Genomic DNA, 13,164 nt, shown 5'->3' on the forward strand with positions numbered 1-13,164 from the left:
GGCGTTTCAATCCAGCTTTGCGCAATCGGTGGCAAGCGGTCCAAAAAGAATGAGCGCGGGGGCGGTGCCGGTGTTTTCACCAAGTTGCCGTGCCAGCTCTTCAACCGTCGAAAGCTGAAGCTTCTGGTCGGGGGTGCTGACCCCTTCGGCCAAAAGCGCGGGCGTATCGGCGGGCAAGCCATGGGCGGTCAAGGCCGCCGCCAAAGCGGGAAAGCTGCGCTTGCCCATAAAGACCACCGTCGTGGCCCCCGGATCGGCCAGGGCCGCCATATTCAGATCGGGGGGCAAGCCGCCGCTGGTATCGGCGCCGGTTACAAATTGCACCCGCCGCGCGGTCAGGCGACGCGTCAGCGGCAGCCCCGCCGCCGCCGCCGCCGCGATGGCCGAGGGGACGCCGGGGATGATCTCATATTCGATGCCTGCGGCTTTCAGGGCGACAAGCTCTTCCTCCAGACGGCCGAACAAACCGCTATCGCCGGATTTGAGCCGCACCACACGCTGACCGGTTTTCGCATAATCCACCAGCAAGCGGCTGACGTGATCTTGCTTGGGCGAGGGGCGTCCCGCGCGTTTGCCCACCGCCACCATATCCGCGCCCTGCCGCACAAGTGCAAGGATCGGACCCGAGGCCAGATCATCAAAGAGCACCACATCGGCGCGTTTCAACCTGTCGGCGGCTTTTAGGGTAAGCAACTCGGGGTCGCCGGGGCCGGAGCCGATGATGCTGACAAATCCGGTCATGATGTCTCTGCTGTAATAAGGTGAAAGAAGGTGCCGCTGGCATGGCCACGAATTGATCCGGTTTCCGTAACCGGCCCGCCATCGGCATCAAAGACATCGGCAAGCGGCGCGTCGGGTTGTTCCAGAATGGTGGAATAGTGGAACTCATGCCCGCGCAGGGCGTGACCGGCGGCAAAGCCGGGCAGGCCCGCGCGCAAGACCGCGCGACGGTAGCCCAAGTGAAAGCGGCGGGTTTCATAGCTGGTCACAAGGCCCAAAAGACCGGCCATCTGGTGGCGCACCCCGTCCTTGTCGATCAGCGCCTGTCCCAATGCCATATAGCCACCGCACTCGCCATGCACGGGGCGGCTTTGCGCATGGTGCTGCAATCCGGCCCGAAACTGCGCCGCTGCGGCCAACCGCCCTGCATGCAATTCGGGATAACCGCCGGGCAGCCAGACCAGATCGGCCGCCGCATCCGGTGCCTCATCGGCAAGGGGAGAAAACGGCAAAATCTCGGCCCCTGCTGCGCGCCACCCTTCCAGCAAATGCGGGTAGGTAAAGGAGAACGCCGCATCCTGTGCCAAGGCGATCCGTTGTGCCGGTGGTTTGGGCAGCGCGCCTTGCCCCAACGCATGCCCCTGCGCCAAGGTTTTGATCCGTTCCAGATCGACATGCGCGCGCAAGAACGTGGCATAGCCTGCAATCGCCGTTTCCAGATCGGGGTGCTCCACCGCTTGGATCAGGCCCAGATGGCGCTCGGGTAGGGAAAGATCACCGCGCCGGGGCAGGGCGCCCAGCACCTCAATGCCTGCAGCCTCCATGCCAAGGCGGGCCAGCCGCTCATGGCGGGGGCTGGCGACACGGTTCAAGATTACGCCCGCAAAGGGCAGGTCGGGGTTATAGCGCGCAAAGCCAAGCGCCGTTGCCGCCGCCGATTGCGCCTGTCCGCTGACATCGATCACCAAGATCACAGGCCAGCCCATCCGCAGCGCCGTCTCTGCGCTGGAACCAAAGCCCGTCTGTCCGCGTGTGGCGACCCCGTCGAACAAGCCCATCGACCCTTCGGCCACGGCGATATCCGCGCCCGTCCCTTGTGCCGAAACCGCGTCCAGCAGTGCAGGGTCCATCGCCCAAGTATCAAAATTGAACGAGGCCCGTCCGCTGGCGGCGCGGTGAAAGGCGGGGTCGATATAATCCGGCCCGCTTTTGAACGGCTGCACCACCAGCCCGTCCTCGGCCAATGCGCGCAGCAGGCCCAGCATCACGGTGGTCTTGCCTGTGCCTGAAGCCGGTGCCGAGATCATCAGGCCGGGAAGTTTGCGGTCATAGGGGTCAGTCATCTCCATCTGTCCATTCTGCCCAAGGGCTGTTTGCCGATTGCGGGCGGTAACGCCGGTCATAATCCGCCGCATAAAGGCAGCTTTCGCCAAACCCTTCTTGTGCCAAGGCAGGCCCCACAAGGATCAACGCGGTGCGGGTGACACCTTCGGGGATTGCGGAGGCAAGCCCTGCTATGGTGGTGCGGATGATGCGCTGATCTGGCCAGCTTGCACGCCAAACGATTGCGACGGGGCAATCCCCGCCGTAGTCAGGCGCAAGATCGGCCACCACTTGCGCTGCGTTCTGGATCGACAGGTGGATCGCCAGCGTGGCCCCCGTGGCGGCGAAATTCACCAGCGTTTCCTTGGGCGGCATAGAGGAGGCCCGCCCCGGTGTGCGCGTCAGGACCAGCGATTGCGCCACACCCGGCAGCGTCAATTCCGCCCCAAGCGCGGCAGCAGCAGCAGCAAAGGCTGGCACGCCGGGGGTGACGGTAAAGGCAATACCCTCGGCACGCAGTCGCCGGATTTGCTCGCCCATCGCGGACCAGACCGACAGATCCCCCGAATGCAGCCGCGCCACGTCAAGCCCGGCCTGATCGGCCGCGCGAATTTCTGCGATGATGGCATCCAGATCAAGGGAGGCGGTGTTCACGATCCGCGCGCCTTTTGGGCAATGGTCCAGAACGGCCTCGGGGACCAGAGATCCGGCATAAAGACAGACCGGACAGGCGGCGATCAGATCGCGACCACGTAAGGTAAGCAGGTCGGGTGCGCCGGGGCCGGCGCCGATGAAATGTACGGTCATGGGTCCTCTGTCATGGCAAGGGCACAGGTGGCCTGCCGGTCGGTTGAGATGATGCGCGGTGCAAGCAGTCGCGCTTGGGGGCCGGCGGCAGCAAGGGCTGCGGCCTCGGCGACGCTGCCGGTGCCATGGCTTGTTTGTGCGGCTGCACTTTGGGTCGGGGTGTTTATGGCGGCCAGATCATGGGCGGGAACGGCGCGAAAGGGCAGGCCGGTTTCGGTGACAAGCTGTTGAAACGCGGCGGATTGGGCCTTGGCCGCGGCGGTGGCCAGACAGTCCGGCCTATGCCCGTCTGCGGCCTGCACCAGCGCGTTGCGTAGGCTTGCGGCGCTGGCACCTGCCCTGAACCCAAATCCCGCGATGATCATAGCACCACCGCCCATTGCACGACCGGATAGCTGGCCTTCCAGCCGCGTTTGCTGCCCAAGGGCGCGGCGCGCGCCAGTTCGATCCGCAGCAATGTTCCGCCCAGGCGGGCCTGCGCAGAGGCCAGTAATGCCTCGGATTCCAGCGTGACGGCATTGGCGACCAGCCGTGTGCCTTGGGGTAATGTTGTTGTCAGATGGTCCAACATCCCATCCGACAACCCGCCACCGATAAAGACCGCATCAGGGCGGGGCAGATCGGCCAATGCCTTGGGGGCGTGACCTTCGACGATCTGCAAACGGTCGACGCCCAGCCGGTCGGCATTGCGGCGGATGGTGGCGGCACGGTCGGCACGCGGCTCTATCGCCACGGCTTGGGTCGTTGGATGTGTCAAAAGCCATTCAACCGCGATAGAGCCGGACCCGCCGCCGATATCCCACAGCCGCAGCCCCGCACGCGGTTCCAGCACAGAGAGGGTCAGCGCGCGGATCGGGCGTTTGGTGATCTGGCCGTCGGTCTCAAAAAAGCTGTCGTCGATGCCGCTGCTGCGAGGCAGGGCGGGGCCGTTGCCTGCAACCTCTAGCGCGACACAAAGCGGGTGTGCGAAATCACGGTTCGGTAGGGCCTGCGCGGGCGCATTCGTGATCCGTTGCCTTGGACCGCCAAGGGATTCCATCACCGTCATGCGGGTTTCGCCAAACCCTTGGGCGCAAAGCCATGCGGCTAGCGCGTGCGGCGCGTGGCCATCCCTTAACAGCACAATCGCACGCGCGCCGCTTGCCAGATGCGGGCGCAGGCGCGCCAGCGGGGCGGCGTGCAAGCCCAAGCATAGCGTTTCCTCCAACCGCCAGCCAAGTTGTGCAGCGGCAAGGGAAAAGGTCGAGGGGGTAGGAAATGCGCGCCATTCGCGGCGGTCAAGATGGGCGGCGATGACGCTGCCCGCACCAAAACAAAACGGATCACCCGAGGCCAGCACAACCACCCGCTGCCCGCGCAAAGCCAGCAGCAACGGCAGCCCATCCGCAAAAGGCACCGGCCATTCCACCTGTTTGGCCAAGGTTTCGCCCAATAATGCCAGATGGCGGGGTGGGCCCATCACAACTTTGGCCTGCGTCAGCGCATCACGGCTTGCGGGGGACAGCCCCTCCGGTCCATCTTCGCCAAGTCCGATGATTGTCAGCCAAGGGGTTTCAACCATGCCGCTCAACCTTCTGATCCTCGGCGGCACGACTGAGGCCGCCGCCCTGTGTCGCCGTATTGCCGCGCTGGGCCTGCCCGCCACCGTCAGCCTTGCGGGGCGGGTGGCAGCCCCCGCACCCTTGGCCTTGCCGCAGCGGGTTGGCGGTTTCGGGGGGGCAAAGGGGTTGGCAGAGTATATCCGCACCCACCGCATCACCCACCTGATCGACGCCACCCATCCTTTTGCCGCCAATATCAGCGCAAATGCGGTCGAGGCAAGTGCCGTGACCCGGATCCCGCTGGTCGCCCTGACCCGCCCCGCTTGGCAACCGCAGCCGCAAGATAATTGGCAGGTGGTGCCCGATATGCCCGCCGCTGTCGCCGCGCTGGACCGCCTGTCTGCGCGGGTGTTTCTGGCCGTCGGGCGTATGCATCTGGCGGATTTCGCCGCCCATCCGCAGCATTTCTACCTGTTGCGCCTGATTGATCCGCCGCAAACGCCCTTGCCGTTCCCGCATCATCACGCCCTGATTTCGCGCGGCCCCTTTACCGAGGCTGCGGATATGGCCTTGCTGACCGATCACCGTATTGACCTGATCGTGTCGAAAAATTCGGGCGGCAGCGGGGCCATTGCCAAGATCGCAGCCGCCCGTGCGCTTGGCCTGCCGGTTTTGATGATCGATCGGCCTGCCATTCCCCCGCGAGCGGAGGTAAGCTCTGTCGATGATGTGCTGGCGTGGTTGGCTCATTTCGGGATCGACCTTGGCGTGTAGACAAAGGGCACGCCGTCGCGCGCAATCATCCGTGTGCGCGATGAACCCACGATCACCATGGTGCGCATATCGGCCATCTCTGGGCGCGCCTCGGGCAGGGGGACCACGGTCAACACCTCTTCGGAGGTAGAGACGGCGCGGGCAAAGATCACCGGCCGGGCATCATTGCAGGCCTGTTGCAACAGCTCCAGCGTGCGGGCAAACCCCTCGGGACGGCTGGCCGAACGCGGGTTGTAAAAGGCCATGGCGAAATCCGCCCCGACCGCAAGGCGCAAGCGTTGCTCTATCACTGCCCAGGGTTTGAGGTTGTCGCTCAGGTTGATCGTGCAAAAATCATGCCCCAAGGGCGCGCCAGCCCGTGCCGCCGCCGCAAGCATCGCCGTGATGCCGGGCAACACGCGGATATCCAGCGCGCGCCATTGCGGATCACCGGCCTCGACAGCCTCAAAAATAGCCGAGGCCATGGCGAAGACCCCCGGATCGCCCGAGCTGACCACAACCACCCGCGCCCCCCCGGCCGCAAGGGCAAGGGCGTGGCGGGCGCGGTCCATCTCGACGCGGTTGTCGGTGGGGTGCAGGGTCAGGCCCGGTCGCGGTGCAATCCGCGCGACATAGGGGATATAGCCGATGACATCACTGGCCTCGGCCAAGGCTTGGGTGACCTCGGGCGTGACCATCGCATCCGATCCGGGCCCGAGGCCCGCAATAACCAACCAGCCCGTCATGGTCGCCGCCCCTGACCATGGACAAGGATGATCGAGAAATAGGGCGTGATGCGTGCGGTTGCCTCGCGCAGGGGGGTGACGCGCTGTTCCTCCATGCTGGCGAATTCCACCAGCCATGCAGCATCATAACGTCCCGAGGTTTTCAGCGCCTCTACCACCTTGTCGATGTTGCGCCCGATTTTCATCACCACGATGGCATCTGCACCCGACATGCCACGGATCAGGTCTTCCATGGGTAGGGTGCCCGCCAGCACGGTCAGGATATCATCGCCCCAAGTGATCGGCAGGCCCGTCGCGGTCCAGGCCGCCGACATGCCGGTGATCGCGGGGACGACCTCAACCCGATTGCTGTCCTTCAACCGTTCATAAAGATGCATGAAAGAGCCGTAGAAAAACGGGTCCCCTTCGGACAGCACCACGACATCCTCACCGGTCGCGGCGAGGGCGCGCAGATGGGCGGTGCACTCCTCATAGAATGCGGAAAGCGTGGCGTTATAGGCCGGATCGTCCAGCGGGATCTCGGTTGTGACCGGATATTCCATCGCGAATTCGGTGACATCGGCGCGCAGCATGCCCTCAACGATCTTGCGCGCGCGCCCTGCACGACCGGCCTTGCGGAAAAAGGCGATATGTTTGGCATTGCGCACCAGACGGTCGGCCCGCACGCTCAGCAGATCAACCGCACCGGGGCCGAGGCCCACACCATGAATGACGCCGGGCCTCATTCGGAACGGCTCGCGAGGGCGTTGACGGCGGCCACGGTGATCGCACTGCCACCCAAACGCCCCGCAACGATGCAGCAGGGGGTGGGTTGCGCCTGCCAAAGCACCTCTTTGCTTTCGACCGCGCCGACAAAGCCGACAGGGCAGCCGATGATCGCGGCAGGGCGCGGGCAGGCGGGGTCTTCAAACATATTGAGCAGATGGAACAACGCGGTGGGGGCATTGCCGATGGCGACGACGGCCCCCGCCAGATGGGGGCGCCACAGCTCCAATGCGGCGGCGGATCTGGTGGTGCCCATCTTGGCGGCAAGGGCGGGTGTGGCGGGGTCATGCAGGGTGCAGATCACAGCGTTCTCGGCGGGCAGGCGCGCGCGGGTGATGCCCTCGCTGACCATACGCGCATCGCATAAGATCGGCGCGCCGTTTGCCAAAGCCTTGCGCGCGGCGGCGGAAAACCCGGATGAAAAGCAGATATGCGCCGCCAGATCGACCATCCCGGCGGCATGGATCATGCGCACCGCGACCTGTTCATCATCCGCATCAAAACGTGCAAGATCGGCCTCGGCCCGTATCATTGCAAAGGATTGCCGGTAAATCGCGGCACCGTCGGTTTCATATTTATAGGGCATTCTGGGGTCCGAAGATGAGAGGAAGTTGATCTGGCGCAAGGCCATATTGTGAAGGGGGGGCACCAACCGTGCCATCCCGGATAAGGTCAAAGCGGCCATCCCGCCCGACCAGGGTGAAATCGGCAGGGCGTTGGAGCGCACAGCCCTTGGCACAGCCCGAAACATGAAGTGTTTTCCCCGCAGGCAACAATGGCGCAAGCGCGCGGGCGGTTGTGCGGGTTTGAACGGTGGCTTGTGGGCAGGCGGGTGCGCCTGTGCAGCCGTGGATCGCCGCCAGCCCCGTACCGGGCGACAGGATAAGGTCGGGATGTGTCAAGCCTGTCAGATCGGCCTTGCGCAGCACAAGCAGCCGGAAGGGGGTAACCCGTATGGGGTGGCTTGTGGCACGTGCGATCTGGCGCAGGGCGGCGGCGGGAAACAGGCCAAAGCCCGCCCCGACCGCGCCCGATCCGGCCTGCATCTGGGCGGCGGTTGGCGGTGGCGGGATGTTCGCCCATGCGGGGGGCAAAACGGCCCCTGCGGCCAGATGACGGCGCATCCGCCCTCGCCCGTCAGGGCCGACCCCGCCAGTCTCTTGGAACCACCGCGCCAGATCAACACAGGCCTGTACCGCAGCGTTCGCATCCGTGACCCTTCGTCCCGCCGCTGCCCCGTCCGCCCGCACGATCAGCGCGTCCTTGGTGCCCTCCACCCTTATGTCGCCGCTGGTGGTGGCCAGATGCCGCATCGCGCCTGTATCGATAACAAAACCGAATTTCGCGGGCAGGGGCGGCAGATCCATCAGGGTTTTGGGCAAAGTGTGGGCGATATCCTCGGCCACGCTATCCTCGCGGTGGGGGGAAAGGATAAGGTTGCTGCGGGCCTCCAGCTCGGCCGAGGCGGCGATCAGGCCCAGCCCGTCAAGTGCGGCCAAAAGCGTGGCAAAGCGGGCCTCGGCCACGCCCCGGATTTGCAGATTGGCGCGTGAGGTCGCCTCTATCACGCCGGTGCCGTGATCTTCGGCCAGATCGGCCAAAGCGGCCAGTTGCGCGGGCGAGACCTGCGACAGCGGCGGGCGCACCCGCACCACCAAGCCGTCACCTGCCATCATCGGGCGATAGCTGCCGGGGCACCAGCCTTGGATAATCGGGTCAACCATCGGCCATCCCCGCCAGAATGGAGTTGCGGCGCGACTGCCATAGCCCGGCCTTTTGCAGCGCCGCAAATCGGGCGCGCAGGGCGGCAAGGGCTTGTGGGTTTTCTGCCTGCAAAAAGCCAGTGACATCGGTATCGCCCAAGGTTGCATCATGGAACAGATCAAACAGATGGGGGCCGACCACATCGGCCAGATGCGCAAAGGCGGCCATGTTGTCCAAGGTCGCGGCAATCTCGGCGGCACCGCGAAACCCGTGGCGGTGCATGCCCGCGATCCATGCCGGATTGGCAGCGCGGGCCTGAACCACGCGGGCGATTTCCTCGGGCAGGCTGCGGGCGCGGGGGCGGGCGGGATCGGTGTTGTCCAGATGCCAAAGGGCGGCTTGTCCGCCGGTGATTGCCTTGGCGGCGGCAAAGCCTGCCTCATGGGCGGCATAATCCACGGCCAGCAGCAGGTCGGTTTCGGGCAAATCCTGCAAGTGGACAAAGCTGTCTGCCGCCGCGACCCGTTGGGCGATGCCGGCCTCATCACGCACTGTTTTATCGCCATCAAGCGCCCAGGCACTGGCCGCAAGCCATGCCTGCCCTGCCGCGGCGCGGCCCTCGGCGCTGTAATCGGTCAGGCTGTTGCCCATGCCCAAACCGTAGCTGCCGGGCATCGGGCCATAGACCCGCGCGCCCGCATCCGTGCCTGCATAGGGGTTCCAGTCGGGCGCCTCATCGCGGGCGGCAAGCGCCCGAACGGCACTTGTGAAAAGCGCGGACAGATTGGGGAACACATCGCGAAACAGCCCCGAGACGCGCAGGGTCACATCAAGCCGCGGGCGGTTCATCTCGGCCAAGGGCAGCACCTCGATGCCGGAAACCCGTTCGCTATTGGCATCCCAGACGGGCCGCACCCCCAACAGATGCAGGGCCATGGCGAATTCCTCTCCGGCTGTGCGCATGGTGGCAGAGCCCCAAAGATCGACGATCAACCCGCGTGGATAATCACCATGATCTTGCAGGTGGCGGCGGACCAGCTCCTCGGCCAGTTTGACGCCTTGGGCATAGGCGGCGCGGCTGGGGACGGCGCGGGGATCGGTGGTATAAAGGTTGCGCCCCGTGGGCAAAACATCCCCACGCCCACGGTAAGGGGAGCCGGACGGCCCCGCCGGAATACGCCGCCCCGCCACCGCATCCAGCAAGGCTTGGCGTTCGGCCTGCGCGGCGCTTGCGCCATCAAAGGCGGTTTGACTGGCGGGCGCGCGGCCCCAGATATGCAGCCCGTCGCCAAAGAGGCTGTCTTTGACATCGCAGACAAAGCTGTCGATACGGGTGATCGCCTCAGCCAATGAGGTCGCAGCGCTAAGGCCCAGATCGGCCTCTACGCCCAAGGCCTGTGCCTCGGCGCGGATGTCGCCTTGCAAGCGGTCACGACGGCGCGGGTCAAGCCCGTCGGCATTGGAAAACTCATCCAGCAGGGATTCCAGCCGCGAAAGCCGCTGTGGCGCGCCCGATTGGCGCAGAGGCGGCGGGATATGGCCCAAGGTCACAGCCCCGATGCGCCGCTTGGCCTGTGCCGCCTCACCGGGGTCATTGACGATAAAGGGATAGATGACGGGCATTGCGCCCACCAAGGCCTCGGGCCAGCAGGCATCCGATAGGGCGACCGATTTGCCCGGCAACCATTCCAGCGTGCCATGCGCGCCGATATGGATCATCACATCCGCCTGTTGCCGCAGCCACAGATAGAAGGCGACATAGCCATGGCGCGGCGTGCGCATCAGGTCATGATACTCGACATCGCGCAGATCGGGGGAGCCGCGTTCAGGCTGTAGAGCGATCAGCGCGCCGCCCCGCCGCGTGACGGCAAAATGAAACGCACCGTCATGGCAGGCGGGATCAGTTTCGGGCGCACCCCAGACGGCGTTTAGGTCGTCCTGTAGCTCTTGGGGCAGGGATGACAGGGCCGCGCGGTATTCGGCCAGCGGCCATGCCTCAGACGGTGCAGAGAGTGCATCTGAAAGGGGGCGGGCATCGGGCGATACGCTGTGGCCCGCCGTCGCCAGATCCGCCAAGATCGCCTCGGCAGAGGCCAGCGCATCCAACCCCACGGCATGGGCCATATTCCAGTCCTTGCCCGGATAGGTGGATAGGATCAAGGCAGGCCTGCGGTCAGCGGCGGGGCGGGCGGCAAGGTTAGTCCAGCCCGCGACCTTTGCCACAATCGCGGCGATCCGATCGGCCTCGGGGCGATGCGCGTGGCGAGAGAATTGCAGATCGGGGTCGCGGGTGTCAGGGTCTTTGAAGGAGGCGACGCCTGCAAACAACCGCCCGTCCACCTCTGGCAACACAACATGCATCGCAAGATCGGCAGGCGACAGACCGCGTGCCGATTCCGCCCAAGCGCTGTGCGTAGCGGTTGAAAGCGCGACCTGAAAAACCGGTACTTCAGCTAAATCCAGCGGCGACACCCCATTCGCGCCCTTGCCGCTAAAAGAGGTGGCGTTGATGATCGCGACCGGCCCAAGAAAGGCCACTTGGCGGGACAGCCAGCGTGCAGCTTCGGGCGCTTTGAGCGAGGGCGCGAACAGTCCCAATACGGTAAAGCCCGCGTCCCGCAACGCCTGTGTCAGCGCGGTCATCGGGGCCATATCGGCGGCGGCCAGCCATGTCCGGTAGAACGTCACCAAGACCAGAGGGCGGGCGGGATCGCGCATCAGTGGGCAACAGGCGCCATGTTCCGGCAACCACGCGCCGACTTGCGGCAGCACCTTTGCGCCGACCACAGGGCCGGTATAAAGCCCCGCGGCAAGTGCCAATTGCGCCAGTGCTGCCTGTGCCGCGATTTCCCCGCCGGTATCGCAAAGCTGTGACAGGCGGCGCAGGGTAGATTTGGGCAGGGTGGACACCTCATCCAGCCGTGGATCAGGGCGCCCGTCTGCGGGTAAAACCGCCAGCGCCAACCCCTTGCGGCGGGCCAGATCGGCCACGCTTTGCAACCCGTAGGGCCAATAGGGCACCCCGCCGATTAGCCGGATCAGGATGGCTTTGGCGCCCTCAAGCGTGCGCTCCACATAGGTATCGACCGAAAGAGGGTGTTTCAGCGCGGCCAGATTGGCCAAACGCAGGCTGGGCAAACGGCCCTCGCACCCGCCACCCGCACGCCAGCCCGCCGCGAAAGCGCCAAGGTCACTGTCCGAGAACGACAGCACCACCAGATCACCCGGGCTTTGGCCCAGATCGGTGGGGGTGTCGGCCTCGTCCAACCCGTGGCTTTCGCGAAAGACAACGTGCATTTAGGTTATCCCGCCGGAGCGTTCAACGCAGCATGAAGTGCCACCGGATCGATATCATCATGCTCGGCGATCACCACCAAACGGCCGCGCCGCGGTTCCTCGGCCCCCCAAGGGCGGTCAAACTGATGGCGGACCCTTGCGCCCACGGCTTGCACCAAAAGGCGCATTGGCTTGCCGGTGACGGCGGCATAACCCTTGACGCGCAGGATGTTGTGATCGCGGGCCAAAGCCTCAATCCGGGCGGCAAGATCGGCGGGTTCTGCCACCTCGGCGATGTCGATGACAACGGATTCGAAGTCATCATGGTCATGATCATCGGCGCCGTCATGGTGGCTGGGACGGGCGTCGAGGCTATCTTCGGCGGCGGCGCCCAGGCCCAGGATCACACGGGGGTCGACAACGCCCTCGGCGACCTCAATCACCGGCAGCAGGCGGGGTGCCTCGGCGGCGATTATGGCGCGGGCGCGGGCGACACCTTCTGGGCCGGCCAGATCGGGCTTGGTCAACAAGACGATATCGGCGCAAGCGATCTGATCCTCAAACACCTCGGACAGCGGGGTTTCATGATCAAGTGAGTCGTCTGCCGCACGCTGGGCCTCAACTGCTGCTTCATTGGGCGCAAAGCGACCGGCCGCAATGGCCTCGGCATCGGCCACGGCAATCACACCGTCCACGGTGATGCGCGACCGGATATCGGGCCAGTCAAAGGCCTTGAGCAAGGGCTTGGGCAGGGCCAGTCCTGAGGTTTCAATCAGGATGTGATCGGGGCGCGGCGTCAAGGCCATCAGCGCCTCAATCGTCGGGATAAAGTCATCGGCGACGGTGCAGCAGATGCAGCCATTGGCCAGCTCAACGATGTTTTCAGCCGGGCAATCAGGGATCGCGCAGCTTTTGAGGATATCACCGTCGACCCCCACATCGCCAAATTCATTGACCACAACGGCCAGACGGCGGCCCTGCGGATTTTGCATCAGGTGACGGATCAGCGTGGTTTTGCCAGCGCCCAAAAAGCCGGTGATGACGGTAACGGGAAGTTTCGACAGGTCAGACATGATCAACCTCTGGGGTGGGGGTTTGCGGAAGTGGAGGGATGCGGGCGATGCAGTTTTTGCGGAAATGTACGGGGCGTTCGCGCCAAGGCACGAGCCCGTCAGCGGCATCACGGTATTGCGCGACCCCTTCATAGACCATCGCGGCGTCTGTGCCCTCTGACAGGTTACCGTAAACATAGGTCCAGCGGGCAGGGCCGCCGCGCAGGGCAACCGTACAGCCGCGCGAGCAGTTCGACAGGCATTCCACAGCGGTGATTTTAACGCCATCCATCGGCTCTTGGGCCATCAGGGCCGCGTGCAATGCAGCACCGGGAACCGGCTGGCCTTCGGTCACGGGTTGGCCTGCGCGGCAACTGGTGCAGACCAGTAATTCGACTGGATGGGGGTGGTCCTGTGGCATCGGCAATCCCGTTCATTAGGCAGAACGAGGCTAGGCGACAGGGTGCAAAACGATAG

13 protein-coding genes are annotated in these 13,164 nt (G+C 64.8%); 1 reads left to right on the top strand and 12 read right to left on the bottom strand.

Annotated elements, in window-relative coordinates:
* Window positions 1–6 precede the first annotated feature (6 nt).
* The 5 genes from cobA to cbiE are packed head-to-tail and all read right to left on the bottom strand — an operon-like array spanning window position 7 to window position 4,411.
* The gene (gene cobA, locus EOK75_RS19630; RefSeq protein WP_137195673.1) at window positions 7–741 is read right to left on the bottom strand and encodes a uroporphyrinogen-III C-methyltransferase; all 735 of its coding nucleotides are present in this window, start codon (window positions 739–741) and stop codon (window positions 7–9) included.
* Window positions 738–2,063 (bottom strand): cobyrinic acid a,c-diamide synthase CobB, encoded by a 1,326-nt coding sequence (locus EOK75_RS19635; RefSeq protein WP_137195674.1) that lies wholly within the window; start codon window positions 2,061–2,063, stop codon window positions 738–740. Before EOK75_RS19635 ends, cobA begins: the two co-directional genes overlap by 4 nt.
* On the bottom strand, window positions 2,056–2,850 hold the full coding sequence (gene cobM / locus EOK75_RS19640) for a precorrin-4 C(11)-methyltransferase (protein WP_137195675.1): 795 nt from the start codon (window positions 2,848–2,850) through the stop codon (window positions 2,056–2,058). Before cobM ends, EOK75_RS19635 begins: the two co-directional genes overlap by 8 nt.
* Window positions 2,847–3,215 (bottom strand): cobalamin biosynthesis protein, encoded by a 369-nt coding sequence (locus tag EOK75_RS19645; protein ID WP_137195676.1) that lies wholly within the window; start codon window positions 3,213–3,215, stop codon window positions 2,847–2,849. The genes cobM and EOK75_RS19645 overlap by 4 nt, the downstream gene beginning before the upstream one ends.
* Window positions 3,212–4,411, bottom strand: coding sequence for a precorrin-6y C5,15-methyltransferase (decarboxylating) subunit CbiE (cbiE, locus tag EOK75_RS19650; protein WP_137195677.1), 1,200 nt, complete (start codon window positions 4,409–4,411; stop codon window positions 3,212–3,214). The genes EOK75_RS19645 and cbiE overlap by 4 nt, the downstream gene beginning before the upstream one ends.
* Here cbiE and EOK75_RS19655 point away from each other — a divergent pair.
* On the top strand, window positions 4,410–5,165 hold the full coding sequence (locus EOK75_RS19655) for a cobalt-precorrin-6A reductase (RefSeq protein ID WP_137195678.1): 756 nt from the start codon (window positions 4,410–4,412) through the stop codon (window positions 5,163–5,165). The genes cbiE and EOK75_RS19655 overlap by 2 nt on opposite strands.
* Here the strand turns inward: EOK75_RS19655 and cobJ are convergent.
* Genes cobJ through EOK75_RS19690 form a run of 7 tightly spaced genes read right to left on the bottom strand, consistent with a single transcriptional unit; the run spans window position 5,138 to window position 13,108 of the window.
* Window positions 5,138–5,890: a precorrin-3B C(17)-methyltransferase gene (cobJ, locus tag EOK75_RS19660; protein WP_137195679.1), complete on the bottom strand. Its 753-nt coding sequence runs from the start codon at window positions 5,888–5,890 to the stop codon at window positions 5,138–5,140. The two genes, EOK75_RS19655 and cobJ, sit on opposite strands and share 28 nt — an antisense overlap.
* Window positions 5,887–6,615, bottom strand: coding sequence for a precorrin-2 C(20)-methyltransferase (gene cobI / locus EOK75_RS19665; protein WP_137195680.1), 729 nt, complete (start codon window positions 6,613–6,615; stop codon window positions 5,887–5,889). The genes cobJ and cobI overlap by 4 nt, the downstream gene beginning before the upstream one ends.
* The gene (locus tag EOK75_RS19670) at window positions 6,612–7,241 is read right to left on the bottom strand and encodes a precorrin-8X methylmutase (protein ID WP_137195681.1); all 630 of its coding nucleotides are present in this window, start codon (window positions 7,239–7,241) and stop codon (window positions 6,612–6,614) included. The genes cobI and EOK75_RS19670 overlap by 4 nt, the downstream gene beginning before the upstream one ends.
* Window positions 7,231–8,379 (bottom strand): cobalamin biosynthesis protein CobG, encoded by a 1,149-nt coding sequence (locus tag EOK75_RS19675; protein ID WP_137195682.1) that lies wholly within the window; start codon window positions 8,377–8,379, stop codon window positions 7,231–7,233. Before EOK75_RS19675 ends, EOK75_RS19670 begins: the two co-directional genes overlap by 11 nt.
* Window positions 8,372–11,656 carry a cobaltochelatase subunit CobN gene (gene cobN, locus EOK75_RS19680; protein ID WP_137195683.1) on the bottom strand — a complete coding sequence of 1,095 codons (3,285 nt, stop codon included), beginning with the start codon at window positions 11,654–11,656 and terminating at the stop codon, window positions 8,372–8,374. Before cobN ends, EOK75_RS19675 begins: the two co-directional genes overlap by 8 nt.
* Window positions 11,657–11,661: 5 nt before the next feature.
* The gene (gene cobW / locus EOK75_RS19685) at window positions 11,662–12,708 is read right to left on the bottom strand and encodes a cobalamin biosynthesis protein CobW (RefSeq protein ID WP_137195684.1); all 1,047 of its coding nucleotides are present in this window, start codon (window positions 12,706–12,708) and stop codon (window positions 11,662–11,664) included.
* Window positions 12,701–13,108 (bottom strand): DUF1636 family protein, encoded by a 408-nt coding sequence (locus EOK75_RS19690; RefSeq protein ID WP_137195685.1) that lies wholly within the window; start codon window positions 13,106–13,108, stop codon window positions 12,701–12,703. Before EOK75_RS19690 ends, cobW begins: the two co-directional genes overlap by 8 nt.
* Window positions 13,109–13,164: the final 56 nt, after the last annotated feature.

The sequence above is a fragment of the Pseudorhodobacter turbinis genome (genome assembly GCF_005234135.1).
GTDB lineage: Bacteria > Pseudomonadota > Alphaproteobacteria > Rhodobacterales > Rhodobacteraceae > Pseudorhodobacter > Pseudorhodobacter turbinis.

Coding starts and splice junctions, on each gene's coding strand:
- cobM (WP_137195675.1), bottom strand. CDS start 2,850: ATGACCGTACATTTCATCGGCGCCGGCCCCGGCGCACCCGACCTGCTT.
- cobN (WP_137195683.1), bottom strand. CDS start 11,656: ATGCACGTTGTCTTTCGCGAAAGCCACGGGTTGGACGAGGCCGACACC.
- cobA (WP_137195673.1), bottom strand. CDS start 741: ATGACCGGATTTGTCAGCATCATCGGCTCCGGCCCCGGCGACCCCGAG.
- cobI (WP_137195680.1), bottom strand. CDS start 6,615: ATGAGGCCCGGCGTCATTCATGGTGTGGGCCTCGGCCCCGGTGCGGTT.
- EOK75_RS19670 (WP_137195681.1), bottom strand. CDS start 7,241: ATGCCCTATAAATATGAAACCGACGGTGCCGCGATTTACCGGCAATCC.
- EOK75_RS19690 (WP_137195685.1), bottom strand. CDS start 13,108: ATGCCACAGGACCACCCCCATCCAGTCGAATTACTGGTCTGCACCAGT.
- EOK75_RS19655 (WP_137195678.1), top strand. CDS start 4,410: ATGCCGCTCAACCTTCTGATCCTCGGCGGCACGACTGAGGCCGCCGCC.
- cobW (WP_137195684.1), bottom strand. CDS start 12,708: ATGTCTGACCTGTCGAAACTTCCCGTTACCGTCATCACCGGCTTTTTG.
- EOK75_RS19675 (WP_137195682.1), bottom strand. CDS start 8,379: ATGGTTGACCCGATTATCCAAGGCTGGTGCCCCGGCAGCTATCGCCCG.
- EOK75_RS19635 (WP_137195674.1), bottom strand. CDS start 2,063: ATGACTGACCCCTATGACCGCAAACTTCCCGGCCTGATGATCTCGGCA.
- cobJ (WP_137195679.1), bottom strand. CDS start 5,890: ATGACGGGCTGGTTGGTTATTGCGGGCCTCGGGCCCGGATCGGATGCG.
- cbiE (WP_137195677.1), bottom strand. CDS start 4,411: ATGGTTGAAACCCCTTGGCTGACAATCATCGGACTTGGCGAAGATGGA.
- EOK75_RS19645 (WP_137195676.1), bottom strand. CDS start 3,215: ATGATCATCGCGGGATTTGGGTTCAGGGCAGGTGCCAGCGCCGCAAGC.